Consider the following 24,339-nt stretch of genomic DNA (forward strand, 5'->3'; position numbering starts at 1 on the left):
CGTCGGGTTGTCCCAGCCGTGTCAGTTTGGCCCTGCCAGCGGCGATGGACATTGCCGCTCCATGCTGCGCGCGCGGGAGAAGCGTGCGGCAGCCGCCTTTTTCCGCCAGATGACGAAGCCGGTGATGCACAGGCCGCAGCACACAAGGCCCGTCATGCTGATGATGACCCGACCCCAGAAGCCGAGAATCCGCCCCGAATGCAGTGCATACATCCAGGTGTCGACATTGTTGCCGGCGCTCATGGTGCTTTGCGGCGTGCGATAGGTGGCGAGCACCGCACCCGTTCGCCCATCGATGGTCACGACCGGTCCGCGGGGTCCGAAAGTGCCGGCAGGCAGGTAATGCTCGATGTAGATCACGCCCTTCTGATCATCGGTCCAGAAATCCCACAGGTCGCCATAGGCAGTGTTCTGCCGGTCGAGCTCCCGCCTTGCGATGCGGATCGCCTCGCCGAAGGTCACAGTGGTCCGATCCATCTCGGGCTCCAGCACCGGTCGGTCTTCTGCAGGATCGGGCGCAGGCGGAAGCATGGCCTGGAAGGCTGCCTCCACCGGCTTGATACCCCCGAAGTCTGCCAGCCAATAGGCTCCGGATACGGCCATCATCAGGAAGATGGCGATCAGCAATGTGCCGGAAGCGCGATGAAAGTCGAAGTTGAGCCGATAGGCGCTGCCGTTCCATTTGACCGACAGCATCTTGAGCAAAGGGCCTTTGCGTGGCAGGGAAATGTAGCCGGCGATGAATGTGTCGAATATCCACAGAAGGGATATGATTCCGAGGAAGACGCCGCACCATCTGCCGACGTCAGGCCCCAAGGCATTGCCCAGCAATTGCTCATGCAGATCATAGAACATACGCATAACAACGCGGCGATCGAACGCTATCGCCTCCGCATCGTAGCGTCCGAGTTCTTCACCCGTGTACGGATTGATATGCAGCACGTCGAAATCGATCTTGCGGCGCTGCTCTTCGTCAAGCGCCGCCAGCGGCCGCACATAGACCTCGTAGCTTCCTCGCCCTTCTCCAATGCCCTGATCGACAACGAGGTAGGAGATCTTCACATCGGGATGGCGCGTATAGATCAGCTGGGAAAGCGCATCGACGCTCATTTTCTCGCCCTGCGGCACCACGTAAAAGAGTTCGGGATTGAGCGTGTGCCGCAGCTCGCCATAAAAGGCGATCACTGAACCGGACAAGGCCACGACAAACAGCCACGGCATGATGAACAGGCCCACATATCTGTGCGCGAGCACGCAGAGATGGCGTAGAGATTTCATATCCGGTCGGTCCCCTTTCCTGAATTGGACGGGTAGCCTTGCTGATAACTAGTGTCAATTACTCAAGATTAAAAAAGATGATTAATTCGGTTAAGTTTTAATATGCATGGTCCCGAGGTATCAGTAGCTGCGAACAATATCGACTTTCAGCACAACAAAATATGCGGTATTAAAATACCACATAATCAAGCCGTTGATTTTATTTGATTATTTTTTCAAGCGGAAAATTCCGTTGCCTTGACGCATTTCGTCGCTTTGCGTATAAGCCCGATCAGATCGCTGTCCCCCGTGGACGGCATCTTTTTTGTGGGCCCAGGCCACACAATTCAAGCAACAAGAAGCGCCCCTTTCCTTCTACGGATCAGGGGACCGAACACGAAAGAATAGACAAATGTCCACCTTCGTTCAGAAGCCGGCAGAGGTCGAGAAGAAGTGGTTGTTGATCGATGCCGAAGGCCTCGTCGTCGGCCGTCTCGCTTCCATTATCGCCAACCGTCTGCGCGGCAAGCACAAGCCGACCTTCACCCCGCATGTCGATGATGGCGACAACGTCATCGTCATCAATGCCGACAAGGTCATCTTCACCGGCAAGAAATACACCGACAAGAAGTTTTACTGGCACACCGGTTTTGCCGGCGGCATCAAGGAGCGCACGATGCGCCAGACTCTCGAAGGCCGCTTTCCGGAGCGCGTTCTCGAGAAGGCTGTCGAGCGCATGGTTCCGCGCGGCCCGCTCGGCCGTCGCCAGATGAAGAACCTGAAGGTCTATGCAGGCGCCGCCCATCCGCATGAAGCTCAGCAGCCGGTCGTTCTCGACGTTGCAGCTCTCAATGCCAAGAACACGAAAAGAGGCTGATCATGGCTGACCTTTCTTCCCTCAAGGACCTCGGCACCGCTGTCGAAGCCGCAGCTCCCGTTCACGTCCGCAAGGTCGATGCCCAGGGCCGCTCCTACGCAACCGGCAAGCGCAAGAACGCTGTCGCCCGCGTCTGGGTCAAGGCCGGCTCCGGCAAGATCGTCGTCAACGGTAAGGACTTTACCGCTTACTTCGCTCGCCCGGTCCTGCAGATGATCCTGCGTCAGCCGATCTTCGCGGCTGCCCGCGACGGTCAGTTCGACGTCATCGCCACGGTTGCCGGCGGCGGTCTTTCCGGCCAGGCCGGTGCCGTTCGTCACGGCATCTCCAAGGCCATGACCTACTTCGAGCCGGGCCTGCGACCGGTCCTCAAGAAGGGTGGCTTCCTGACCCGCGACAGCCGCGTCGTCGAACGCAAGAAGTACGGCCGTGCGAAGGCACGTCGTTCCTTCCAGTTCTCGAAGCGTTAATCGCTGGACTATTAGAATACGAAAGGCCGGGTTTTCACTCGGCCTTTTTGTTTGTCCAGAAGACATCGGGACGACACTCCCCTTTGCTTGCAAAGCCGAGATCCGCCAACTAAGGATTGGGTCGCTCGACGTCATCGCACCGTGCGAAAAGGTGGCGGGCCGAGATGCAGGGGAACGCTAGGATGAAAAAGCTTTTAGGAATTCTGGCTGCCGGCTTGATGGTGATTGGCCTTTCCGGTTGCAGCGAAAGCTGGATCTGGCACCAAAAGCTGACTGTTTCGGTGGTCACGCTAGACGGCCTCAAAGTCGCATCGAGCGTCCACGAGGGCGTCATCGAGAAATATGGCTGGTGGCAGCGGCAATGGGGCTATGGCGGTGGTACTGCGCTGAAGGGCGAGGCTGTGGTTCTTGAGGTCGGCAAAGGCAAGTATCTCTTTGCGTTGCTAAAAGGAACGCCACTGGCCTGGGATGTCTTTCTCGGGCGCAAGACGCCCATGGAGGCGGCGGGCCCTGAATTGGAAAGGCTCCGCGAAAGCCACGAGCTCGCTCGCGATCAATATCCAATGCTCGTCACCTTCGGCGATATTAACGATCCGGCGAGCGTGAAAAGGGTCGATCCGGCGGATCTCGCCAAGAGCTTCGGCCCGGGTGTCCGTCTCAATTCCATCACCATGACCATCACCGACGACCCGGTAACAGAGGGCAAGGTGGACGGTGTGCTCGGCTGGCTGGGGAAGTATCCGGAAACCCCTGTTTTACCCCAAATCAATCCAACCGATTTTTCATTCGAAGCCAAATTGCGCCAAGGCGACTTCATTAGGAGATAGATAATGACTATTTCCTCTGACCTATGATGGCGATCCTGTCGATGGATTCCTATAATCGTGGTTAAGGCAGCAACGAAGGCTTCCTTGGCCACTTCGGTCGATATCGAGTCCGCCACGCGCAGCCGCGGATCATATGCGTTTCACCAGAACCGCTGACTCTTAATCAGCTGCTTCTTAGGCCGCCTCAGCAGTTGACCGGAACGAGAGCTTTCCGCCATCGGCACTCGTGCTTGGTGTAACGCTGATCTCCACGTCCTGACCCAGAATTGTTAGAAACTCCATCAGACGCCCAATCGAAATTGACACCGGTCGCAAACGCATGAGCGCGGAGACTTGTGGCTGGGTAGTTCCAAGTAGTTGTGCGGCCTCGATCTGGCTAAGCTCCAAAGCCTTCAAACGAAGGTGAATCTCCAAGGTCAATTTCGCTTTTAGCAACTCCTGATCGGCATTTTTGAAGCCGAGATCAGCAAACACATTGCCGCTACTTTCAACATCCTGATCAGTCATGAGAACTCTCCTTCAATTTCGCCTTATGAAGTTCGTCTGCCCTCTTCAACCGCTCCTTGACCAGGTCGATCTCGTGTGCCGGTGTCGAAATGCCCTTCTTGGATTTCTTTTGAAAAGCATGAAGCACATAGATCCCAGTCGAAAATCTCACAGTATAGACGGCGCGATATGTTCCATTGCGATCGTCTTCGATCAATTCCAAGACACCTGCACCGCCGAAGCCTTTCAACGGCTTGGCGTCAGGCGGCATAGAGCCTGACTGGGCAGCGAACAAGCTTATGCCAAAACTTCTTTGCACCAACCGAGGCAACGCCTTGAGTTCTTTCAAGGATGAACCGACCCAAACAACATCCTTTAGAGTGCGCATATCGCAATTATATATTTTTTTATATAAACCGCAAGCGTCACTTTGACGGCTCGCTGCAAACCCACTATTCGTTTTGCTAAGCAGATTCCGAGGAACTCATCATGCCATCCAGAACCATCGACAATGCCTTTACCGCCAAATCGATCAAGGGGCCCGGCACCGATCCGACCTATGCGGGCGCGCTTTCCTTCATGAAGCGGAAATACACCAAGAGCCTTGCGGGCGTCGATGCCGTCGTCTGGGGCATCCCGTTCGATGCTGCCGTTTCCAATCGTCCCGGCACCCGTTTTGGGCCGCGCTCCATTCGCGAGGCATCGGCGATCTTCGACAACGATCCGCAGTATCCGTTCAACATTGATCTGTTCGAAAACATGGCGGTGATCGACTACGGCGATTGCCTGCTGGATTACGGCGACCACCAGAAGACGCCGGCGGCAATCGAGAAGGAAGCCACCAAGATCCTGAAATCGGGCGCCTTCCTCTACACGCTCGGTGGCGACCACTACATCACCTGGCCGCTGCTCAAGGCGCATGCGGCGAAGTATGGCCCCCTCGCCCTTATCCAGTTCGATGCGCACCAGGACACATGGTTCGACGAGGCCCGCCGTATCGACCATGGATCATTCGTCGGTCGCGCCGCCCGCGATGGCGTGATCGACACCGAGCACTCCATCCAGATCGGCATCCGCACCAAGGCGCCGGATGATTGCGGCCTGAAGATCCTGTTCGGACACGAAGTCGAGGACATGAGCGCGGCAGAGATCGCCAAGGCCATCATCGACCGGGTCGGCGACAGGCCCTGCTACCTCACTTTCGATATCGATTGCCTCGATCCGGCCTATGCACCGGGCACAGGCACGCCGGTTTCGGGTGGGCCATCGAGCGCCAAGATGCTGTCGGTCATCCGCCAGCTCGGCGGGCTCGACATCAAGGGCTCCGACGTCGTCGAGGTCTCACCGCCCTATGACCACGCGCAGATCACGGCGATCGCCGCATCGACGGTCGCCATGTATGTGCTCGGACTGAAGGCCGAGAAGTATCTCAAGGGCTGATGCCGTTCAGATCTTGAATCAATTGGTTCGGAAAGTGATTCCGCTTTCCGGGCCAAATGACTGAATAGACCCGCTTTGTTGCAAAGCCGTCGCATCGACAGTATATGCGGGATGAATTGCGACGCTTGGAATGGGTAGCGACATGAAACCGAAGATCTTCATCGATGGCGAACACGGCACGACAGGCCTGCAGATCCGCACGCGGATGGCTGGACGCGCCGATGTCGAGCTTCTGTCCATCCCGGAAGCCGAACGCCGCAACGCTCAACTGCGCGAAGACCTGCTGAATTCCGCCGACATTGCCATTCTCTGCCTGCCCGACGACGCGTCCAAGCAGGCGGTCGAGATGACGGCTGCCAACAACAATGTGCGGATTATCGACACATCGACGGCGTTCCGGGTGCATCCGGACTGGGCGTATGGCTTTGCCGAAATGGACGCCTCTCAGGCCGAAAAAATCCGTTCGGCGCGCTATGTCGCCAATCCGGGCTGCTACCCTACAGGTGCGATTGGTCTCATTCGGCCGCTGAGAATGGCTGGCATTCTCTCCGAGGATCAGCCGATCACCGTCAACGCCGTTTCCGGCTATACCGGCGGCGGCAAGCAGATGATTGCGCAGATCGAAGACGAGCAGAACCCCGAGCACATCGATTCACCGCATTTCCTTTATGGCCTGCCGCTCAAGCACAAGCACGTGCCTGAAATGAAGATCCACGGCATGCTGAACCGTGCGCCGCTATTCTCGCCATCTGTGGGCAAGTTTCCGCAGGGCATGATCGTCCAGGTGCCACTCTACTTTGATGATCTCCAGGCCGGAGCATCGCTTGAAAGCGTACATGCCGCGCTAGTTGCCCATTATGCGGGGCAATCGGTCGTCGAAGTGGTGCCACTCGACGTTTCCGCGAAGCTGCCGCGCGTCAACGCCGTCGAACTCGCCGGTAAGGACACGATGAAGCTCTACGTCTTCGGCCACGAAGGCGGCGAGCACATCAATCTCGTGGCGCTGCTCGACAATCTCGGCAAGGGCGCCTCGGGCGCGGCCGTGCAGAACATGGACCTGATGCTGAGCGCTTAAGAGCCTTTCGCATGAAAGGCTCTGGGATGACAGACATCATCGCGGCAACGACGCTCTGGGATCTGCGCGACGTCGAACTGATTTCAGATGGACCGAGCAGCCGCGTCTACCGCGCGCAACGGGATGGGCAATCCGTCATCGTCAAGATTCTCAAACCTGCCGGCTTCGAAGAAGCTGCGGGCATGGATTTCCCGCGCTGGCGGGATGGAGAAGGTGCCGTGCGACTGCTCGCGCAGAGGGATCAGGCCTATCTGCTGGAAGACGGCGGCGGGCATACGCTTCTCAAACACTTTCGCATTGGTGGCGACGATGCGACGCTCAAGCAATTGACTGAAGTGTTGACGGCTCTGCATGCCGGCTCCGAAGACGTTGTTTCCATCAGTCTTATGCCGCTCGAGCAGCAGTTCGATGCTCTCTTCAAGCCTGTCCATCACGAAGCGCTGCGTGAAAAACGCGACCTGATCGATTGGGCTTCGGATCTCGCCCGGAAACTGCTTGCCAATCAGGTCGATATCCGCCCTCTGCATGGCGACATGCACCATGGCAATGTCGTCTCGGAGGACGGCGTGCGATGGAAAGCAATCGATCCCAAGGGACTGATTGGCGACCCCGCCTATGATTATGCAAACATCTTTGGCAATCCGATCGATGAGCGCGATCAGGTTCTCGACAAGGCGCGCTGCTTGCGCCTTGCCAGCCACTTTGCCGAAAATGCGCGGAGTGGCGGCCGCTACAGCGATCTTAACGGGTTGAAGATCCTTCGATTTGCCGCAGCCAACTCGGTCCTTTCCGCCTGCTGGTCGCTTGAGGAACCACAATCGGCGGAAGACTTTCGCGATGGGCTGCAAAGACTTGAACTCGCGGCAATATTGAAAGAACTGATCGGCGAACGCCGAGGTTGAAGATAAGTTTAGTATTCGCTGGAACGAACTGCTGACCAAAACGCCCAGATAGATCAACAGCGGTTTAAAATGACAGCAAGATGTGGTAACTCACCAACTAAATTTGGCTGATTTGTTATTCGGAGCCAGCATGCGCTCGATCATTGCCAATACGATGTTCGATTTTATCGAGACGCTCGAGCAGATCACATCGGAGGAGCAAGCCTTCCAGGAACTGGCTGAGGTGTCCGGTTTCTTTGGTATGGGCTCGTTTGCTATTTCGGGAATTCCGGAACCGAACGAAAAAATGGATCCCTACGTGCTGCTGAATGGCTGGCCTGAGGAGTGGGCCAACCGTTACCTGCAGAACCAGTATTTCCGGATTGATCCGGTCATCCAGCGGACCCTGCTGTCGGACAATGCTTTCGTATGGTCCGATGCACTCAAGCACATGAATGTCGACAAACGCGGCATGAACTTCATGCGGGAGGCGACGGATTTCGGCTTCATCAACGGCTTCAGCGTGCCGATCCATTCCATCATGGGCTTCAGGGCGATCGTGACCTATGCAGCCGACCGGGTCGACCTTTCCAGCGAGGCGCGTGGTGCATTGCACATGATATCGATTTACGCGCATAACAAGATAAAAGAGTTGAAATCCGGCGGAAAAGATAGTCTACTTGAACGTGTGGTGCACCTCACGCCACGTGAGAAGGAATGCATTTCCTGGTGCTCGGAAGGAAAAACAGCTTGGGAAATTTCCGCAATACTGGGAATATCTGAACGAACTGTTTCACACATTCTTGAGAATGCGCAGAAAAAAATGAATACAACCAATCGCACTCAGCTCGTTGCAGAATCTCTTCGGGCACGTCTTATCCGATAGACTGTCAACCGGGTAAAACACCCCATAGAGTGCAAATATGTTCATGTGATCAAATACCCCTGGATTTTAAGGGGTAAATATTATGATCCATGTTGTCACCTCACAAAATGCTGACGAATTTCACGAACTTATGGAGGAGGTCTGGCGCTTCCGACATCGGCAGTTTGTCGAGCGGCTGGGCTGGAAGGAACTCAAATCCGAGGACGGGCGCGAGACCGATCGTTTCGACACCGATGACGCCATCCATCTGGTCGTTGTCAACGACGGCACCGTGATCGGCTATACGCGATTGCTCAGGACTGCCGGTCCACATCTTCTTGCCGATGTCTATCCAGAAATCATGGAAGGCCATGCCTGGCCGCGCGCCGACGATGTCTACGAGTGGACGCGTTGCATTGCGGACGAGAGGGCGGGCAGGATCGGTGAGGTCCAGGCCTCGCATGTGCTGATTACCGGCGTGCTGGAATTCTGCCTGCTTGCCGGCATCAAGGGCCTGATCGTCGAGACGCACCCGAAGCTCGTCACGTGGATGCTGGAAACCGGCTACAAGGTGGAAACGCTGAACGCGCCGCAAGTGATCAATGGCGTGCCTGTCGTGCCTGTTTATATCGACGCAACGATGACGGCGCTGGATCGACATCACGCGATGTTCGGCATCCGCGAGAGCGTCCTGGAGATCGATGACGGGTTGATCAATCCTGTCTCCGGTCGAGGAGAATTGCGCCGCCTGCCGGGAATTGCAGCCCGGCCGGCAACATCGCCGGTGTTCATGCCGGAGGTCGATTTCGCCGCCATGCGGGAAAGTTCCGGCCGCAAGGCGAATTAGATTTACGTTCCCTGACGGGTGACTTGACGGGCCGCTTCCAGTTTTTGATTGACTGGGATGCGGCCCGCTCTTTAATGCGCAATAAAACGGGTCGTTCACCCGTTACACCCAGGATCACAACAACCGAATGCCTGGCTCATTCGAGAAGACCGGCTCCCTCAGAGTTCATATCCCCATGCGTGCCATCCCTGCCCTCGCCTTGCTGCTCCTGTCCGCTTTGCCCGCTTCGGCCGACGATTTTCCCTTCGCGGGCTCCTGGAAAATTACCGGCGCTGTTCACGCCCCTTGGGAGGATCCCGACGATCCGATGATCACTGACGATGTTGAGCGCTATAGCGGCAAGATCGTCACGATCACGCCCGACACGCTGAAGGGTCCTGACCTTCTCGGCTGCGGCAAGACGGAGATCACCGTCGAGACGCTGCCCTTTGCGGGGTTGTTCGAGGGTGGGCTTGGTGCCGATCCCAAGAATCCCGGCGGCGACTACGATGAGGACAAGGCAAAGAAGCTGGCGCTGGGGCTCGGCTTCACCTCTGAGCCGGTGCCGACCCTGTTTCAGGGTTGCTCGGAACTCAGCCTGCACCTGCGGGACGCAAAGACGCTGATGTTCGGTCTCAACGACCGCATCTTCACCATGGAAAAGCAGTGAGCAGGCTCAACTTCTCACCGCAACATCGGTCGGGCGCGGATACTCGCCATAAAAGCCGCGCCAATGCGCCACCGAAAAGCCGAGCACCAGCAGCGCACAGCCCTGGTGGGCAAGGGCCCAATCGAGCGGCACGGCAAGAACCAGCGTGGTGATGCCGAGCGCTGCCTGCAGGCAGACCAGCAGGAACAATACCAGCGAACGATTGACATGCGGCGTGCCCGGCAGGCTGCGCATCAGCCAGAGCATGTTGATGAGCACCAGCAGTAGCACCAGATAGGCATTCATCCGGTGCAGGAACTGCACGGCCTTGGCGTTCTCGAAGGCATTGAGCCAGACCGGCTGCATGACGGTCAGGCCGCTTGGCACGATGGCGCCATCCATCAGCGGCCAGGTATTGTAGGCAAGACCCGCGTCGAGGCCGGCGACCAATGCGCCGAGATAGATCTGCAGCAGCACGAAGAACACAATGACACCGGCAAACAGGCTCGGTCCGCTCGGAGCGTAGGGCCGGCCGGAATGACGCGACAGCGCCCGCCACACCCATGTCACTGCCGCGAAGATGAGACAGGCGACCATCAAGTGCACCGCCAGCCGGTATTGGCTGACATCGACGCGCTTGGTCAGGCCGGACGCCACCATCCACCAGCCGATCGCCCCCTGCACGCCGCCCAGCGCCAGAATACCCAGCAGCGGCAACTTCAATCGGCGCTCAAGCCGGCCGGTGACCCAGAAAAAGAACAGCGGAATGGCGAAGATCACGCCGATCGACCGGGCAATCAACCGGTGTGCCCACTCCCACCAGAAGATGCTCTTGAATGCCTCCACGGTCATGCCTTTGTTGATCTGGGAATATTCGGGGATCTGCTGATAGAGGCGAAACTCATCGTCCCATTCCTGGGCATTCAACGGCGGGATGACGCCATGGATCGGCTTCCATTCGGTGATCGACAGGCCGGAATCGGTAAGCCTCGTCGCCCCGCCGACCAGCACCAGACAGAAAATCGCGAACAGCACGAACAACAGCCAGATGCGAACGGCCCGGCGATTGCGGTCGATCCGCTCAATTTCCTTGAAAACCCGGCCTTCGAGGTTTATTGCGCTCACGGTCATGACAGTCATCCCTTTCAGCCAAAGCACTGCTACAGGGTGAAGATCAAGGCAAGACCCTAATAGCGGATGTGAGACAATATGCCCAAGACGCTACGCAAACTGATCGGCACCGTCGCGATCATCGTTCTCGTGCTTGTCTACGCATTCCTGGCGACCATGATCGCCTCGGCGACACTCAGCCAGTCGCACTGGACGGTTCATCTGCTGTATTTCTTCTTCAGCGGCCTGCTCTGGATCCTGCCGGCGATGCTGATCATCAAGTGGATGGAAAAGCCGGGCCGCGCCAAGGACCGCTCCTGAAAGCGGATGGTAACGGGTCGTTAACCAGGTTTTTCCAAATAGAGCGGGTCACGGGTCCGATTAATTCTTTGTCGGCATCTTTCGCGCTACAAAACCAGTAGCTTATCTCTTTGTGGAGCATTTTGCCGTGCATGCGGGGCAGATGAAATTTGACGACGTGGACATCTACAAGGATCAAACCACCGGCTTTTCCACAGCAAGGACGGATCGTCAGGCCATGTCCGGCACAATCTCCATCGCCATACATGACCGGATGGAACCGCTGGAGACGGAGTGGCGCAGACTCCAGGCCGAGAACTTCAATTCCCTTCATCAGGGCTACGAATGGTGCCGCGCCTGGGTCGATGCCTATGGCAGGCCACTGAGGATCATCGAGGGCCGCATGGGTGGAGAGATCGCCTTCATCCTACCGCTCGAAATCGAGCGTGGCCGGATGTTCACCAAGGCGCAGTTCATCGGCGCCCATCACGCCAACCTCAATACTGGCCTCATCTCTCGCGCATTCGCCGAGGCAGCCACACCTGAAATGATGGCCGGCATCGTCGCCGATCTTCGCGAGCACATCACCGACGCCGATTGCATCATCCTGGGCAATATGCCTGCTGTCTGGGGCGGCCGCATACCGCCCTTCTCCATGCTGCCGCATGTCGAGAACCAGAATCACGCCTTCCAGCTCGACATGAAGCCGACTTTTGTCGAGACGCTTGCCCAGTTGAGTGCCAAGCGTCGCCGCAAGAAATACAGCGTTGGGCATCGCCGCCTTGAAGCGCTCGGCGGCTATGAGCACGTCATCGCCGAAACATCCGCGCAGAAATATGAGTTGCTCGACCTGTTTTTCGCCCAGAAGTCGGCACGCCTGGCGGAGTTCGGCCTCCCCAACACTTTCTCATGCCAGAAGACGCGCAAGTTCCTGCATTCGGCCGTGCTCATTCCACCGACCGCCGAGGAATTCCCTTTGCGCATGCATGCATTGAGAATGACCGGTGGCGAGTTCGAGGGCGAGATGCCGGCCGTCGCAGGCCTGTCGCGCAAGGGCAATCACCTGATCGTGCAGTTCTGCTCGATCGGAACCGGCCCGACGGTGGATGCGAGTCCGGGCGAGTTGCTGTTCCATCTCATGGTGGAAAAGTACAATCAGGAAGATATTGCTACGTTCGATTTCGGCATCGGCGACATGCCGTTCAAGCGCGCCTGGTGCACGCGAGAAACCATTCAGGTCAATGTCACGCTGCCGGTGACGCCGCTCGGTCGCCTTGCCGCGCTGAAGGAAGAGACCGCCACCCGCCTTAAGGCGATGATCAAGCAAAACCCGGCGATCTATTCCTTCGTCCAGAAATTGCGCTCGCGCGTACAGACTGCGCCCGAGGCCGAAGAAAAAGGCGAGGACTGATCCTCGCCTTTCATCACGTCTCCATTCGGTGACTTTATGCCGCCTTGCGGCCGGCACTCGGCGGGTTATTGCCGGCCTTGCCGATCAACAGCACCACATCCTCGTAACCAGCATCGATGAAGACACCTGCCGTTTCTTCGATCAGCTCCGCAGTCGCATCGGCGGCGGAGAGGATGATTTCGGCCTGTCCCTTGCGCGCCAGGCGTCCGACGCCGGCAATGTCGGCCGGCCCGCATTCGACCAGTACCAGGTCATAGGCATGGGCGAGCGCGTCGATCACCATCGACAGCCGGTCAGCGCCACGCATTGCGCGCTTGGCGTTGGCAGTCCCATGCGGCAGGATATGCGCATCGGATAACCGATCGCCGTGGATGGTGTCGGCAAACGCCGCCTCGCCTGTCAGCAGGTCGGTAATGCCAGGAAGCGACGGTGTTTCAGCCATCAACTTTGTCGGCAATGCCGAGCCGGTCATGTCGATCAGAATGATCTTTCGGCCCATTTCGGCCACAGCGCGTGCCAGCGTCACCGTGGCGGTCGAGCCATCGTCACCAGTTGGAGACACCGAGATCGCGACATTGACGTCATTATCAACCAGATGGCGGGCAACGGCACCGACGGAGAACTCATGGTCGAGATCAACGTCGGCGGCAGCGTCCATGGTCTCGGCCAACGTTTCGTCGGAATAGCCAACCGACAACATGCTTTGCGCAGGCGTTGATGTAGGCTTTGCCACGATATTGGCATCGTCGAACACTGGAGCAGTCACCGCATAGTGACGAACAGGTGCTGGCGCTGCAACAGGCTCCAGATCCTCATATTCTTCCTGATCCTCTTCGTAATCCACGGGCCGAAGTGCACGACCAGAGAACAACTCCGAAAGCATCACGAAGACTGAACTCAGCAAAAAGCCGGCAAGTGCCGCGACAATGGTAATCGGCAATGTCTTGGGGAAATAGGGTTCGCTCGGCATGACGGCGCTCGACACGACGCGAGCGTCCGCTGGGGTCGCATTCATGTCCTGCTGCGAGACGGCTTCGCGATAGCGGGCCATATAGGTTTCGAGCAACTGGCGCTGGGCCGTCGCCTCGCGCTGCAGGTCTTGAAGACCGACCTGCTTCTCTTCGGAGTTGGCGGTGTCGGCCTTTAGCGTGTTCAATTGTTGCAAGAGCTGCTGTTCGCGCATGCGCGAAACATTGGCCTCGCTCTCAAGGCTGGCGAGGATTTTCTGGGTCTCGTTGCGAATCTGTGTCTGGATACCCTGAAGCTGCGAGCGCAGGCTCTTGATGCGCGGATGACCGTCGAGAAGCTGGGTCGAGAGATCGGAGATCTGGCCCTCGATACCCGACTGTGTTTCCTTGAGACGCTGGATCATCTGCGATCCGACGACTTCGGCGAGGGTATCGACGTTACGGCCCGAATTCAGCGCCGCGCGGACGCTCTTGGCGCGCGCTTCGGCGTTGGCACGCTCACCGCGGACGCGAGCGATCTCGACCGAGATGTCGTTGAGCTGCTGCTCGGAGAATGTGTTCTGCTGGCCGGTGGTGAAGAGATCAGACGAGGCGCGATAGGAGGCGACTTTGGCCTCGGCGTCCCTCACCTTTTCACGCAGATTGGCGATCTCCGGTTCCAGCCACTTGGCCGTCTCCGACGTGGTGTCGAGCTTGGCGCCCGACTGCAGCGCCAGATAGACCTTGGCCATCGCATTGGGAATAGCGGCTGCAAGCTGCGGGTCCTTGGAGGAAAACTGGATGGCGACGACGCGCGATTTCTCGACCTGATAGACCTGAAGCTTCTGGGTGAATTCCTTGAGCACACGCTCTTCCGGCGGCACGTCTAGAGGATTCTTCATCAACCCGGTCGTCACCAGGATACGAGTGACGATCGACGGATTGGCGCTCGGGTCGAATTCAGGCCGTTCGTAAAGCTTCATGTCCTTGGCGACCTGCTTGATGAGGTCTGTCGATTGCAGCAGCGCAACCTGGGACGCCATGCCGGCCTCGTCAGCGCCGAGATCCGGCTGCACGTTGTCGGTCGCCTTGCGTGTAAGGTCAGGTGAACGGTTCTCGATGAGGATCTGGGTCTCGGCCTGGTATTTCGGCGAAACAACGCTTGCGCCGGCAAAGGCAATGCCTCCCAGTGCCACAGTCGTTGTCAGCACCAGTAGCCTGCGCCGCCAGATCGCCACAAATAGTCCACGCAGATCGATATCCGCATCCTGCTCACGACGATTTGCACCCGACATACTCAGTACCTCACAAACACAGCGGGCCAAGTGATAAACAAACAAGGTAAGAGAACCGTTAATCCTGCGCGCTCGCAAAAAAACAGCCTCCCTTCCCGCTAAAATTCTTCAATTCCGGCACGGGTTTACCGGCTGTTAACCTTAATGGATCGATAACAGACCCAAGACAGAAGGCCGACCGGCAGTTGCGCGGTTAACAATAAGGCTTTCCAAGACAAACTCCGGCATGGCGCCGGCAAGAAACGGAGCGCAATGCGAATGCTTACCGTCGTTAAACGGCACAGCCTTTCGATCGCCCTGGTTGCGGCGTGCGCGCTCGTTTCGTCCTGCTCGTCCTATCGGCCGGCGCCGAAGGCATTCCATGAAGCCACGATCCAGCCCTATCGCGTCGATAGCGGCGATCGGCTGCGCGTGACGGTGTTTGACCAGAAGGACCTGTCCAACACCTATTCCGTCGACCAGGCCGGCTATATCGCCTTCCCGCTCGTCGGTGCAGTGCCCGCTCGCGGACGCACCTTGCAGGAGCTTGAGGGCCAGTTGGCCGCCAAGCTGCAGCAAGGCTTTCTCCGCAATCCCGATATCGCCATCGAGGTCGATCGCTACCGTTCGATTTTCGTGATGGGTGAAGTCGGCCAGGCCGGCCAGTACACCTATGTGCCTGGTATGACCGTGCAGAACGCCATCGCGGTTGCCGGCGGCTATTCGTCGCGCGCCAGCCAGGCCAATGCCGATATCACACGCAAGATCAATGGTGAGATCATGACCGGGCGCGTGCTGATCTCCGACCCCGTGCTGGCGGGAGACACGATTTACGTTCGCGAACGACTGTTCTGACACGATGCAGGACCCAGCACCTCTACGAATCCTGCATTGTTTTCGCTCCCCGATAGGAGGAATTTTCCGACATGTCCGCGACCTCGCCATCGAACAGAGCAAAGCCGGCCATGCCGTCGGCATCCTGTGCGATAGCTCGACAGGCGGCGAACACGAGGAACGCCTCTTCAACACTATTCTACCCCACCTGTCGCTCGGGCTGACACGCATTCCGATCGATCGGTCGATATCGCTGCGGGACATTCCCGTGTTTTGGAGAAGTTACAAGGAAATCAGAAGTTTGCGGCCGGATGTCTTGCACGGTCATGGTGCCAAGGGTGGTGCTATGGCCAGGCTAGCCGGCACAGCGCTGCGGGTGAACAGGTATAGCGTATCCCGCCTCTATTCGCCACATGGCGGCAGCCTGCATTTCAACCCGAAGCGGTTCACTGGATGGACCGTCTTCAGGCTTGAGCGCATACAGGAAAAGGCCACCGATGCCCTGGTGTTCGTCTGCGAATTCGAGCGCAACACCTACCGGACCAAGGTCGGCAACATCAAGACCCGCAATGAGGTGGTCTATAACGGTGTCGGCGAGGGAGACTTCGTCGAGGTGCCGGAAAATCCGGACGCGGTGCATTTCCTCTATGTCGGCATGCTCAGGGATCTCAAGGGTCCGGATATCTTCATCGACGCCTTCGCCAAGGCCGAGCGCATCCTCAGGCGGCCGCTTTCCGGGATGATGATCGGCGACGGTCCGCAGAAGGAAGAATATCTCAACATGATGACCGTGCGTGGCCTCGGCCGTCGCATCACCATGCAGCCGGCGATGGATATCCGCGAGGCCTTCGCCAATTCGCAGACGGTCATCGTGCCGTCGCGGGCGGAATCCATGCCCTATATCGTGCTGGAAGCGCTGGCTGCCGGCAAGACCGTGATCGCCTCGGATGTCGGCGGCATTTCCGAAGTGCTCGGCAAGCACAGCCGCGCGCTGGTTGCGCCCGGCGACAGCGATGCGCTCGCAAAAATCATGGCGGAAAGCGTGATCGAGCCCGATTGGAAGATCCAAAACATGCCGGATCATGAAAAATTCCATCAGGTCTTCAGCTCATCGACGATGGCACAGCGTATAACCTCGCTTTATCAAGAGCTTGGGGCGATCTGAAGAATTCCCGCTTTGATGCGCTCGCGGTGCCTTTTGCCACCGGCGTAAGCGTTTCTTAGTTCATTTCGGCTAATGCTTTTGCGATATCCGTAATGAGTTGAGAACGATGATCCAGCCAGAAAAAGACGAGGACCTCGATGTCGAACGCCTGCGCAAGCAGGTTTCCGAAATTCGCACCTTGAGCGAATCCGAAAAGAGCGATGCCAACAAGCCGGTCCAGCTCAATGACTTCGCCAAGCGGATCGCCGAGCAATACCGCGAGGAGAAGTTCTCGCCATCGATGATGACGGGACTGTTCCGGCTGCTCGACTTCCTGTGCCTTTGTGCGATCGGCCTTGGCGTCAACTTCTTCTATCTCGGCGATAGCGACATGCTAATGTGGTATGCGCCGATCGTCGTTTGCGGCTCGGCACTCAGTGTGTTGTTCCTGCAGATCGCCGATTGCTATCAGATCCCGGTGCTGCGCGCCCCACGCTCGGCCATCGGCAGCATCACCGGCGCCTGGCTGCTGGCCTTCGGCGCCATGGCGCTCAGCCTGTTCTTCATGAAATCGGGCGATGCCTTTTCGCGCCTGTGGTTTGCGGGTTGGTTCGTGTCCGGCATCGGCTTTCTCATCATCGAGCGCTTCGCACTCGGTTTTGCCCTCAAGCATTGGCTGCGCAACGGCGTGCTCGAGCGCCGGGCGGTGATCGTCTGCGGTGGCCAGCGCGCCCAGGAACTGATCCGCTCGCTTGAAAGCCAGCCCGACAACGACATCCGCATCCTTGGTGTTTTCGACGATCGCCTCGATCGCCGTTCGCCCGACCTGATTGCCGGTTACCCGAAGCTCGGCACGGTGCCGGAACTGGTGGAATTCGTGCGCCTCGCCCGCGTCGACATGCTGATCATCGCCCTGCCGATGACGGCGGAAAAGCGCATTCTCGACCTGTTGCGCAAGCTCTGGATCCTGCCGGTCGACATCCGCATTGCCGCGCATGCCAGCAAGCTGCGCTTCCGCCCGCGCTCCTATTCGCATGTCGGCAAGATGGCGATGCTCGATGTGTTCGACAAGCCGATCACCGACTGGGATTCGGTGGCAAAGCGCGCCTTCGACATCTTCTTCAGCCTTGTCGCGATCGCATGCCTCTGGCCGGTGATGCTGGCTGCGGCGATTGCCGTGAAGATGACCTCGAAGGGTCCGATCCTTTTCATGCAGAAGCGCCACGGCTTCAACAACGAGATCATCAACGTCTACAAGTTCCGCTCGATGTATACCGACCAGAGCGATCCGACCGCTGCCAAGGCGGTCACCAAAGGCGACCCGCGCGTCACACCCGTCGGCCGCTTCCTGCGCAAGTCCTCGATCGACGAGCTGCCGCAGTTTTTCAACGCCTTGATGGGTGACCTCTCGCTTGTCGGTCCGCGGCCGCATGCCGTGCTCGCCCAGAGCCACGACCGCGTCTATGCCGATATCGTCGAGGGCTATTTTGCCCGCCATCGCGTCAAGCCCGGCGTCACCGGTTGGGCGCAGATCAACGGCTGGCGTGGCGAGATCGATAGCGACGAGAAGATCAAGTACCGCACCGCCTATGACCTTCACTATATCGAGAACTGGTCGCTGTTTTTCGATCTGAAAATTCTCGTCATGACACCCTTTCGGTTGCTCAATACGGACAACGCCTATTGACCGCCATCGACACCCCCTTCCCCGCGACGTTCAAGCCGGGCCGCGCAGCACTGAGGCTGCTCGGGTCCGGCCTTGTCGCGTTCGGGGTGTTCCTGTCCGGCTTCGTCATCGACGAGCCTGCGCCCTTCGATATCTACATGGCGGTGCTGATCGGTTTCTGGTTCATCCTTGGGCTGAAGATTTCGCGCACCACCGGCGTGCTGCTGGCCTTTCTACTAGTGTTCATGTCGGGCGGCTTTCTGTCGATCACCCAGATGGCCAAGATCGGCGATGCGCCGATGTATCTCGCTGTTACGCTGTTCCTGTGCCTCTCGGCAGTGTTTCTCTGCGCGATCATCGATGAGGACCATCGCCGGCTGAGGCTGATCTTTGATGCCTGGACCGCCGCTGCCGTGACTACGGCCATGCTCGGCATTCTCGGCTATTTCCATGCCTTTCCGGGCGCCGAGATCTTTACACGTTACGATCGCGCCATGGGCGCCTTCCAGGACCCCAACGTCTTCGGCCCATTCCTGATCGCGCCATCGCTCTATCTGCTGCATGGCATCCTGACCGAAAAGGCGAGCGGTCTGCCGGTGCGGGCGGTGGCATTCGGCATCATCGCATTCGGGGTGCTGCTGTCGTTCTCACGCGCGGCCTGGGCGATGTTCCTGTTTTCAGCAGCGATGATGGTTCTGCTGATGCTGATCAAGGAGCGTTCGGGTGCCTTCCGGCTGAGGGTACTGATCATCGCGCTGGGCGGCACCATCTTCTGCGTCGTGGCGATCGTGATCGCGTTGCAGATTCCGCAGGTCCATGAATTGCTGACCAGCCGCACCAAGCTGGTGCAGGATTATGACGGCGAACGCCTCGGCCGGTTTGCGCGTCACCAGCTGGGCTTCCTCAACGCCATGAGCGAGCCGCTGGGCATCGGGCCGATGGTGTTTTCGACAATCTATCCCGAAGATGAGCACAATATCTGGCTAAAGTCGCTGACCACCTATGGCTGGCTCGGTTTCGTCGCCTATATCGGCCTGGTCTGGACCTCTATCTGGTTCGGGTTGCGCTACATGATGCGCGACCGCCCCTGGCAGCCCTATCTGATGATCGGCTGGATCGCGCTTTGCGGCCATGAGCTGATCGGCAACGTCATCGACACCGACCACTGGCGGCATCATTTCATGTTGTTCGGCATCGTCTGGGGCTGCGCAGCGCTGGAACACAAATTCCGGCGGCAGCGAATGCAGCCCGCCACGGAGCAGGCATGACGTTTGCAGTGACCGATCGACCGATGAATATATTGCAGGTGCTAGAGCCCAGCGGCGGCGGCTCGGGGCGGCATTTCGTCGACCTCTGCGGCGGACTTGCCGCGCGCGGACACAATGTCACCGCGATCTATTCGCCGCTCCGGGCCGAAGAACGCTTCGTCAACGAGTTGAAGGCGCTGCCGCTCAAGGCAGTCCATTCGGTCAACATGACCCGCGCGCCCTCCCCTTCCGATTTCTCGGCCTGGCGGGCGATCAACAGGATCATCCGCAAGGGCGGGCCATTCGACGTCATTCATGGCCAAAGCTCCAAAGCGGGAGCGTTGACACGGCTGCACATGCCACGCGGCAAGCAGATTCCGCGCGTCTACACGCCGCATGCCTTCCGCACAATGGATCCGGAACTCGGCAAGATCGGGCGGCGAACCTTCGGTGGCATCGAGAGCCTGTTCGGCCGCCACTTCACCGATGCACTGATCTGCGTTTCGGAAGACGAGAAGCGGCACGCGATCGAGCAGCTTGCGATTCCCGAACATCTGCTAACGGTGATCGTCAATGGCGTTGCAACGCCACCGCGCGGTGACCGCCTGGAAATGCGCAAGCGGCTCGGCGTGCACTCCGCCTCATTCGTGTTCGGTTTCGTCGGGCGTCTATCCCAGCAGAAAGCGCCGGAACGACTGACCGAGGCTTTCCGCCGTATTTCCCGCGATCGTCCGGAAGCCGAGTTGGTGATGATCGGCAGCGGGCCGGATGAAGAGAAGGTGCGCAAACAGATCGTTGCGACGGGTGTTCAGGATCGGATCCATCTCACGTCCATAATCACCGGCGCCGAGGCGATGCAGGCTTTCGACGTGCTGGTCATGCCGAGCCGCTACGAGGCGATGTCCTATGTGATGCTTGAGGCCGCGGCCGCCGGCCTGCCGATGATCCTGGCCGATGTCGGTGGCGCATCGACCGTGCTCACTCACGGCGAGAACGGCCTGCTGATTGCCAATTCCGACAATCCGTCCGAACTCGCCAGCGCGATGATGAAGATCATCGATCCGCAGCTGCTGCTGCCGATGCGCACCACTGCCGCCGACAGAAAGCACCTCTATTCCCTCGACGAGATGGTCGAGAAGACAGAGGCGCTCTTTAGACGGCTTGTCCGCTAGGCAGCGGCCGTCAGGTAGCGATCGACCACCCGTTGCAGCAAAGGCATGTATTCGCGGAAATCCCGCGTCGCCATGCCCGCAACCTTGCCGGCATCATCCCAAAGCCGAACGCGCACCGCCTCGCGGAAATGCGGGCTCTTTTCGAATTCGGCGATTTCGGACGCGTTCATCGGTCCACCCTGCAGCTGCAGGCTATGGGTCGAGGCAACCGACAGCTTGGCATAATAGCCGGGATCGGTGGCGCAGAGATAGCGCTTGGCGGCCACATGCAGCCGGACGCATTCGGTAACCAAAGATGGGAAGAATTCCCCCAACACCTCGGCCCCGGCGTCGTCGTGATGCTTGTCATGGGTGTCGTCCGGCGAATAGGCGCCGAACTCGCTGGTGAAATGGCCGACATCGTGCAGCAGGGCTGCGGCCACCAGCTCGTCGCTGGCATCTTCAAGTTCGGCAAACCAGGCGCCTTGCAGCATGTGCTCGGCCATGGTCACGGGCTCGCCGAGATATTCCTCGGCACCGCGCCGTTCGAAGATATCAGCGAGGAATGGAACAATCGTAGTGCGGTCGAGAGTTGGCGCGCTCATTCGGCAGCCTCCCGGACAGTGGTTTCCTCAAGCGCTGCCAGCGTCGACAGCAAGCCGTCCTTGTCGGCGTAGCAGCCCTGGAGCCAGCGATTGCCGCTGCCGGAAAACGATTTGCGCGCATGCATGACGCGGGTGTTGTCGACGATGAACAGCTCGCCGGGTGCCAGCTTGAAGCTCACCTCCATTGCCGGGTCTTCGAGGATTTCGGCGAAGCGGCGATAAGCGGCGTAGTATGCCGGCATATCGTCATAGGGCACATCGACGATCGGTGCTGCCGAACGGTTATTAAAGCGGATGGCGATCATCTCGCCATCCGGGCCGAGTTCGATGAACGGGCGCTTGGAGCGCAACCGCACACCGGACGAGCCGGCATATTCAAACCGCGCAGGACGGCCAGCGAGCAGCGCGAAGCCCTTGGGATCTTCCCGGCGCAAGCGCTCGGCGACCATGAAGCCGTCGACCACCGTCGACTCGCCTCCATCGACGGTATTCTCCAGACAGGAGAGCAACTGCAGCGTCGGCACCGGGTCGCGATAGGGATTGTCGGTATGCGCCTGCAGACCGAGATTGGTATAGGCGAGATTTGTGGGATTGACCTCGGCGCGCACCTCGAACCACTTGCCGTAATTGGTTTCCCTGACATAACCGAACAGGCCGGCGACATCGAGCAGGCTGCCCGACGTGGTCGGCACATCGGAGAGCACCGCAAAGCCATACCGGCGGACAGCGAACAGCCAGTCACGAAGTGCAGAATTGTCCTGCTTGACCGTGGCGTAGGAACCATAGGGCACGGCATTCTGTAACTGCTGGTCCCAGATCTCGATTTCAGGTGCCGTCCAGCCCCGCTCAGCGCCGTGGCTGCGGTCATAGACGCGGGCGCGTAGCCATTCCACCGGAAACGCGGTCTGGTAGCCGTCGGGCGAAAATGTCAGGCGGATCTGGCTAGCGCTGTCGAACGACGCCGAAGAGACGCGCGTGTCGCGCGGAATGTCGAGGATGGTGATCAGTCGCTGGCCGTTACCGGCGCTGCGGGTCTTGGCGTCCAGCGCATTGTCGCGCAGCCAAAGCGCATGGAAGCGAGCGCTGCCGCCCTCCGACCAATGGATGGCAACGGCATTGCCGTCATCAAGAATGTCTATTTTTCCCAAGCCCATTGCGCGTTCTCCCATCTGGAATTTGGGAGGAGCTTGCGTCCCAGCCAATCATTATGCAAATTATCAATTTTCCATCTTTGGCATGATTTTTGTTATGACAGAAAGACGAGCATCGCCCTCAGTTCTATGGCTCCGGTCCTTCGAGGCTGCCGCCCGTGTGCTGAATTTCACCGCTGCCGGCGCAGAGCTGGGGCTCACCCAGGCGGCGATCAGCCAACACATCAAGCTGCTGGAGGCCGAACTCGGTGTGGCGCTGTTCCGGCGACTGCCGCGCGGCGTCGAGCTCACGGCCGAAGGCGGCACCTACCTGCCGCATGTGCAGGCGGCGTTCCGCTCGTTGACCCGCAGCACGGAGGACCTGTTCGGCACGTCAGCGGAAACGACCTTGCGATTGCTCGGGCCGGTGTCGTTCATGACCTTGTGGCTGGCGCCGCGGCTTGCCAGCTTTAGAGTGCGGTTTCCTAACGTACGTATGAACATCTCGACAATGCATGTGCCTGCCGATTATCTCTCGACCGATTTCGATTTCGATGTCCGGTTCGGAATCGGTGATTTCACCGGCCGCAGCAGCGAACGGCTGACCGTGGAAACCTATCTGCCGGCCGCAGCTCCCGGCCTGCTCGCCGGCCTTGCAGATGCTGTGCGCTGGCCGGAGCTGCCTCTGCTCTCCGTATCGGGCGCCCGCGAGTTATGGCCCAACTGGTTTGCCGCCGCGGCGATGCCGGTGCCTTCGCGCCCGCCGCTGCGGTTCGACAGTTTCATCACGGCGCTGGAAGCCGCCCGCCATGGCGCCGGCGTGCTGCTGGCGACCAGACCTCTCGGCAACGCAGCGCTGATCGATGGCAGCCTGATGCGTCTCTCGGACGTCGAACTGCGCGCCGATTCCGGCCATTTCATCACTTATGCCGCCGGCCGGACTCTGACGCCGCTGCATGAAGCATTTCTGGATTGGATAAGGGGCGAAAGCCGCAATCACTCCATGGGGGCTGAGTGATTTCAAAATGGTCGGAGTGGCGGGATTCGAACCCACGACCCCTTGACCCCCAGTCAAGTGCGCTACCAGGCTGCGCTACACTCCGACCTCGCCGTAAGGCTCGTTTCCCTTAGATAGTCGGCCCCGAAGGTGCAAGCGAAAAATGGCGCGGCGCGATAAAAATGGAAGCCGCGACGTGGAAACCCGAAAGCGCAGCGCGCGCGCAATTGCCTTCACGTCGTATAGCTGATTGCAGCGTAGTACTTCATCGCATAGCTGGCGACCAGATCGGCGCGCTCGATGCCGTTGATGATTTTGCGCGCATTGCGCCAATCAGCTTTGCCTGACGAAAAGAAATCACTCAGCTTCTTGCCGGTGAAGGCGCCCTTGGTCATGCCGACCATCATGATCTTGACGGCGACATCAGGTTTCATGGCGGCCGTAGGGTCACTCACGAGGTCTACGCCGATGAGGTTGGTCATGGCTTCGTAATTCGCCTTGTGGGTGAGTTGCACCAGGCCACGACCGAGCCAGCTTCTTCCTTGCGCGTCAGGTGTCCAATAGGCGGACTTCACCCACGGCAACCGTCCAGCCCTGAAGGCCTTGTTGAGAATCGCAGCGGCGGCAGCGTCGGACGAGGCGAATGTTTCGCGCACCGGCTGCATCGTGCGGCCAGTCTCGTGATGGGCGGTTCCGAGCATATAGCCGAGCCAGCGATCGTCCTGTTGCGACATGGTTGTTTCCCATGCGTCGAGGATCAGCGATATGCCATTGACCTGGGACTGGGTGAATTTTCCATCGAACAGGTTCAGGCTGGCGAACTGAAAGAAGAACTTGCGGTTAATGGGCATTCCAACCTCCTGGTGTTTG

General features: G+C 58.8%; 25 protein-coding genes and 1 tRNA gene. 17 read left to right on the plus strand and 9 right to left on the minus strand.

Annotated features, from left to right (window positions below):
* Positions 1-21 precede the first annotated feature (21 nt).
* Positions 22-1,278: a PepSY-associated TM helix domain-containing protein gene (locus tag ACXHRN_RS14195; protein ID WP_488636962.1), complete on the minus strand. Its 1,257-nt coding sequence runs from the start codon at positions 1,276-1,278 to the stop codon at positions 22-24.
* A gap of 391 nt (positions 1,279-1,669) precedes the next feature.
* Here ACXHRN_RS14195 and rplM point away from each other — a divergent pair, with 391 nt between their 5' ends.
* The 3 genes from rplM (at position 1,670) to ACXHRN_RS14210 (ending at position 3,431) form a co-directional block, all read left to right on the plus strand.
* On the plus strand, positions 1,670-2,134 hold the full coding sequence (gene rplM / locus ACXHRN_RS14200; protein ID WP_488636963.1) for a 50S ribosomal protein L13: 465 nt from the start codon (positions 1,670-1,672) through the stop codon (positions 2,132-2,134).
* Between the two features lie 2 nt (positions 2,135-2,136).
* Positions 2,137-2,604 carry a 30S ribosomal protein S9 gene (gene rpsI, locus ACXHRN_RS14205; RefSeq protein ID WP_488636964.1) on the plus strand — a complete coding sequence of 156 codons (468 nt, stop codon included), beginning with the start codon at positions 2,137-2,139 and terminating at the stop codon, positions 2,602-2,604.
* Between the two features lie 182 nt (positions 2,605-2,786).
* Positions 2,787-3,431 carry a hypothetical protein gene (locus ACXHRN_RS14210; protein WP_488636965.1) on the plus strand — a complete coding sequence of 215 codons (645 nt, stop codon included), beginning with the start codon at positions 2,787-2,789 and terminating at the stop codon, positions 3,429-3,431.
* 174 nt (positions 3,432-3,605) lie between these two features.
* Here the strand turns inward: ACXHRN_RS14210 and ACXHRN_RS14215 are convergent, their stop codons facing one another.
* Positions 3,606-3,938 (minus strand): helix-turn-helix domain-containing protein, encoded by a 333-nt coding sequence (locus tag ACXHRN_RS14215; RefSeq protein WP_488636966.1) that lies wholly within the window; start codon positions 3,936-3,938, stop codon positions 3,606-3,608.
* On the minus strand, positions 3,931-4,305 hold the full coding sequence (locus tag ACXHRN_RS14220; RefSeq protein ID WP_488636967.1) for a type II toxin-antitoxin system RelE/ParE family toxin: 375 nt from the start codon (positions 4,303-4,305) through the stop codon (positions 3,931-3,933). Before ACXHRN_RS14220 ends, ACXHRN_RS14215 begins: the two co-directional genes overlap by 8 nt.
* A gap of 101 nt (positions 4,306-4,406) precedes the next feature.
* Between ACXHRN_RS14220 and speB the strand changes: the two genes are divergently transcribed.
* The 6 genes from speB (at position 4,407) to ACXHRN_RS14250 (ending at position 9,674) form a co-directional block, all read left to right on the plus strand.
* On the plus strand, positions 4,407-5,357 hold the full coding sequence (speB, locus tag ACXHRN_RS14225; protein ID WP_488636968.1) for an agmatinase: 951 nt from the start codon (positions 4,407-4,409) through the stop codon (positions 5,355-5,357).
* 142 nt (positions 5,358-5,499) lie between these two features.
* A complete protein-coding gene (gene argC / locus ACXHRN_RS14230) occupies positions 5,500-6,432 on the plus strand; it encodes an N-acetyl-gamma-glutamyl-phosphate reductase (protein ID WP_488636969.1) in 933 nt (310 codons plus the stop codon).
* 26 nt (positions 6,433-6,458) lie between these two features.
* Positions 6,459-7,334, plus strand: a complete 876-nt coding sequence (locus ACXHRN_RS14235; protein ID WP_488636970.1) for an aminoglycoside phosphotransferase family protein — start codon at positions 6,459-6,461, stop codon at positions 7,332-7,334.
* Between the two features lie 130 nt (positions 7,335-7,464).
* Complete coding sequence (locus tag ACXHRN_RS14240; RefSeq protein ID WP_488636971.1) at positions 7,465-8,199, plus strand: LuxR family transcriptional regulator; 735 nt, start codon at positions 7,465-7,467, stop codon at positions 8,197-8,199.
* Between the two features lie 82 nt (positions 8,200-8,281).
* A complete protein-coding gene (locus tag ACXHRN_RS14245) occupies positions 8,282-9,025 on the plus strand; it encodes an acyl-homoserine-lactone synthase (protein ID WP_488636972.1) in 744 nt (247 codons plus the stop codon).
* A 175-nt stretch (positions 9,026-9,200) separates the two neighbouring features.
* A complete protein-coding gene (locus tag ACXHRN_RS14250) occupies positions 9,201-9,674 on the plus strand; it encodes a hypothetical protein (RefSeq protein ID WP_488636973.1) in 474 nt (157 codons plus the stop codon).
* Between the two features lie 6 nt (positions 9,675-9,680).
* On the opposite strand, the gene ACXHRN_RS14255 is transcribed toward ACXHRN_RS14250, so the two are convergent.
* On the minus strand, positions 9,681-10,784 hold the full coding sequence (locus ACXHRN_RS14255) for a COX15/CtaA family protein (RefSeq protein WP_488636974.1): 1,104 nt from the start codon (positions 10,782-10,784) through the stop codon (positions 9,681-9,683).
* 78 nt (positions 10,785-10,862) lie between these two features.
* On the opposite strand from ACXHRN_RS14255, the gene ACXHRN_RS14260 reads away from it, so the two are divergent.
* Positions 10,863-11,084 (plus strand): DUF2842 domain-containing protein, encoded by a 222-nt coding sequence (locus ACXHRN_RS14260; protein WP_488636975.1) that lies wholly within the window; start codon positions 10,863-10,865, stop codon positions 11,082-11,084.
* A 142-nt stretch (positions 11,085-11,226) separates the two neighbouring features.
* Positions 11,227-12,474 (plus strand): GNAT family N-acetyltransferase, encoded by a 1,248-nt coding sequence (locus tag ACXHRN_RS14265; protein WP_488636976.1) that lies wholly within the window; start codon positions 11,227-11,229, stop codon positions 12,472-12,474.
* Positions 12,475-12,508: 34 nt separating this feature from the next.
* Here ACXHRN_RS14265 and ACXHRN_RS14270 read toward each other — a convergent pair whose 3' ends face one another.
* On the minus strand, positions 12,509-14,716 hold the full coding sequence (locus ACXHRN_RS14270; protein WP_488636977.1) for a GumC family protein: 2,208 nt from the start codon (positions 14,714-14,716) through the stop codon (positions 12,509-12,511).
* A gap of 258 nt (positions 14,717-14,974) precedes the next feature.
* On the opposite strand from ACXHRN_RS14270, the gene ACXHRN_RS14275 reads away from it, so the two are divergent.
* From ACXHRN_RS14275 to ACXHRN_RS14295, 5 genes are all read left to right on the plus strand, one after another.
* Entirely contained in the window at positions 14,975-15,550 is a 576-nt protein-coding gene (locus ACXHRN_RS14275; RefSeq protein ID WP_488636978.1) for a polysaccharide biosynthesis/export family protein, read from the plus strand.
* 4 nt (positions 15,551-15,554) lie between these two features.
* Positions 15,555-16,694, plus strand: a complete 1,140-nt coding sequence (locus ACXHRN_RS14280) for a glycosyltransferase (RefSeq protein WP_488636979.1) — start codon at positions 15,555-15,557, stop codon at positions 16,692-16,694.
* Positions 16,695-16,800: 106 nt separating this feature from the next.
* Complete coding sequence (locus tag ACXHRN_RS14285) at positions 16,801-18,360, plus strand: undecaprenyl-phosphate glucose phosphotransferase (protein WP_488636980.1); 1,560 nt, start codon at positions 16,801-16,803, stop codon at positions 18,358-18,360.
* Positions 18,357-19,607: an O-antigen ligase family protein gene (locus tag ACXHRN_RS14290; protein ID WP_488636981.1), complete on the plus strand. Its 1,251-nt coding sequence runs from the start codon at positions 18,357-18,359 to the stop codon at positions 19,605-19,607. Before ACXHRN_RS14285 ends, ACXHRN_RS14290 begins: the two co-directional genes overlap by 4 nt.
* The gene (locus tag ACXHRN_RS14295) at positions 19,604-20,758 is read left to right on the plus strand and encodes a glycosyltransferase family 4 protein (RefSeq protein ID WP_488636982.1); all 1,155 of its coding nucleotides are present in this window, start codon (positions 19,604-19,606) and stop codon (positions 20,756-20,758) included. Before ACXHRN_RS14290 ends, ACXHRN_RS14295 begins: the two co-directional genes overlap by 4 nt.
* Here ACXHRN_RS14295 and tmpB read toward each other — a convergent pair.
* Both tmpB and tmpA read right to left on the minus strand, forming a co-directional pair.
* Positions 20,755-21,342 carry a (R)-1-hydroxy-2-trimethylaminoethylphosphonate oxygenase gene (gene tmpB / locus ACXHRN_RS14300; RefSeq protein ID WP_488636983.1) on the minus strand — a complete coding sequence of 196 codons (588 nt, stop codon included), beginning with the start codon at positions 21,340-21,342 and terminating at the stop codon, positions 20,755-20,757. The two genes, ACXHRN_RS14295 and tmpB, sit on opposite strands and share 4 nt — an antisense overlap.
* Positions 21,339-22,496: a 2-trimethylaminoethylphosphonate dioxygenase gene (tmpA, locus tag ACXHRN_RS14305; protein ID WP_488636984.1), complete on the minus strand. Its 1,158-nt coding sequence runs from the start codon at positions 22,494-22,496 to the stop codon at positions 21,339-21,341. Before tmpA ends, tmpB begins: the two co-directional genes overlap by 4 nt.
* A gap of 94 nt (positions 22,497-22,590) precedes the next feature.
* Between tmpA and ACXHRN_RS14310 the strand changes: the two genes are divergently transcribed.
* A complete protein-coding gene (locus ACXHRN_RS14310) occupies positions 22,591-23,490 on the plus strand; it encodes a LysR substrate-binding domain-containing protein (RefSeq protein WP_488636985.1) in 900 nt (299 codons plus the stop codon).
* A gap of 8 nt (positions 23,491-23,498) precedes the next feature.
* On the opposite strand, the gene ACXHRN_RS14315 is transcribed toward ACXHRN_RS14310, so the two are convergent.
* Both ACXHRN_RS14315 and ACXHRN_RS14320 read right to left on the minus strand, forming a co-directional pair.
* Positions 23,499-23,575 (minus strand) — tRNA-Pro (locus ACXHRN_RS14315).
* 127 nt (positions 23,576-23,702) lie between these two features.
* On the minus strand, positions 23,703-24,320 hold the full coding sequence (locus ACXHRN_RS14320) for a glycoside hydrolase family 19 protein (protein WP_488636986.1): 618 nt from the start codon (positions 24,318-24,320) through the stop codon (positions 23,703-23,705).
* Positions 24,321-24,339: the final 19 nt, after the last annotated feature.

Source organism: Shinella sp. OV683, from assembly GCF_057787725.1.

What these genes read in the sequence shown, in the direction of transcription:
- ACXHRN_RS14260 (WP_488636975.1), top strand. Translation starts at nt 10,863, where the DNA reads ATGCCCAAGACGCTACGCAAACTGATCGGCACCGTCGCGATCATCGTT.
- ACXHRN_RS14245 (WP_488636972.1), top strand. Translation starts at nt 8,282, where the DNA reads ATGATCCATGTTGTCACCTCACAAAATGCTGACGAATTTCACGAACTT.
- ACXHRN_RS14195 (WP_488636962.1), bottom strand. Translation starts at nt 1,278, where the DNA reads ATGAAATCTCTACGCCATCTCTGCGTGCTCGCGCACAGATATGTGGGC.
- tmpA (WP_488636984.1), bottom strand. Translation starts at nt 22,496, where the DNA reads ATGGGCTTGGGAAAAATAGACATTCTTGATGACGGCAATGCCGTTGCC.
- ACXHRN_RS14240 (WP_488636971.1), top strand. Translation starts at nt 7,465, where the DNA reads ATGCGCTCGATCATTGCCAATACGATGTTCGATTTTATCGAGACGCTC.
- ACXHRN_RS14280 (WP_488636979.1), top strand. Translation starts at nt 15,555, where the DNA reads ATGCAGGACCCAGCACCTCTACGAATCCTGCATTGTTTTCGCTCCCCG.
- tmpB (WP_488636983.1), bottom strand. Translation starts at nt 21,342, where the DNA reads ATGAGCGCGCCAACTCTCGACCGCACTACGATTGTTCCATTCCTCGCT.
- ACXHRN_RS14210 (WP_488636965.1), top strand. Translation starts at nt 2,787, where the DNA reads ATGAAAAAGCTTTTAGGAATTCTGGCTGCCGGCTTGATGGTGATTGGC.
- ACXHRN_RS14320 (WP_488636986.1), bottom strand. Translation starts at nt 24,320, where the DNA reads ATGCCCATTAACCGCAAGTTCTTCTTTCAGTTCGCCAGCCTGAACCTG.
- ACXHRN_RS14220 (WP_488636967.1), bottom strand. Translation starts at nt 4,305, where the DNA reads ATGCGCACTCTAAAGGATGTTGTTTGGGTCGGTTCATCCTTGAAAGAA.
- ACXHRN_RS14310 (WP_488636985.1), top strand. Translation starts at nt 22,591, where the DNA reads ATGACAGAAAGACGAGCATCGCCCTCAGTTCTATGGCTCCGGTCCTTC.
- ACXHRN_RS14295 (WP_488636982.1), top strand. Translation starts at nt 19,604, where the DNA reads ATGACGTTTGCAGTGACCGATCGACCGATGAATATATTGCAGGTGCTA.
- rplM (WP_488636963.1), top strand. Translation starts at nt 1,670, where the DNA reads ATGTCCACCTTCGTTCAGAAGCCGGCAGAGGTCGAGAAGAAGTGGTTG.
- ACXHRN_RS14235 (WP_488636970.1), top strand. Translation starts at nt 6,459, where the DNA reads ATGACAGACATCATCGCGGCAACGACGCTCTGGGATCTGCGCGACGTC.
- ACXHRN_RS14275 (WP_488636978.1), top strand. Translation starts at nt 14,975, where the DNA reads ATGCTTACCGTCGTTAAACGGCACAGCCTTTCGATCGCCCTGGTTGCG.
- rpsI (WP_488636964.1), top strand. Translation starts at nt 2,137, where the DNA reads ATGGCTGACCTTTCTTCCCTCAAGGACCTCGGCACCGCTGTCGAAGCC.
- ACXHRN_RS14270 (WP_488636977.1), bottom strand. Translation starts at nt 14,716, where the DNA reads ATGTCGGGTGCAAATCGTCGTGAGCAGGATGCGGATATCGATCTGCGT.
- ACXHRN_RS14255 (WP_488636974.1), bottom strand. Translation starts at nt 10,784, where the DNA reads ATGACCGTGAGCGCAATAAACCTCGAAGGCCGGGTTTTCAAGGAAATT.
- ACXHRN_RS14285 (WP_488636980.1), top strand. Translation starts at nt 16,801, where the DNA reads ATGATCCAGCCAGAAAAAGACGAGGACCTCGATGTCGAACGCCTGCGC.
- ACXHRN_RS14265 (WP_488636976.1), top strand. Translation starts at nt 11,227, where the DNA reads ATGAAATTTGACGACGTGGACATCTACAAGGATCAAACCACCGGCTTT.
- speB (WP_488636968.1), top strand. Translation starts at nt 4,407, where the DNA reads ATGCCATCCAGAACCATCGACAATGCCTTTACCGCCAAATCGATCAAG.
- ACXHRN_RS14215 (WP_488636966.1), bottom strand. Translation starts at nt 3,938, where the DNA reads ATGACTGATCAGGATGTTGAAAGTAGCGGCAATGTGTTTGCTGATCTC.
- argC (WP_488636969.1), top strand. Translation starts at nt 5,500, where the DNA reads ATGAAACCGAAGATCTTCATCGATGGCGAACACGGCACGACAGGCCTG.
- ACXHRN_RS14250 (WP_488636973.1), top strand. Translation starts at nt 9,201, where the DNA reads ATGCGTGCCATCCCTGCCCTCGCCTTGCTGCTCCTGTCCGCTTTGCCC.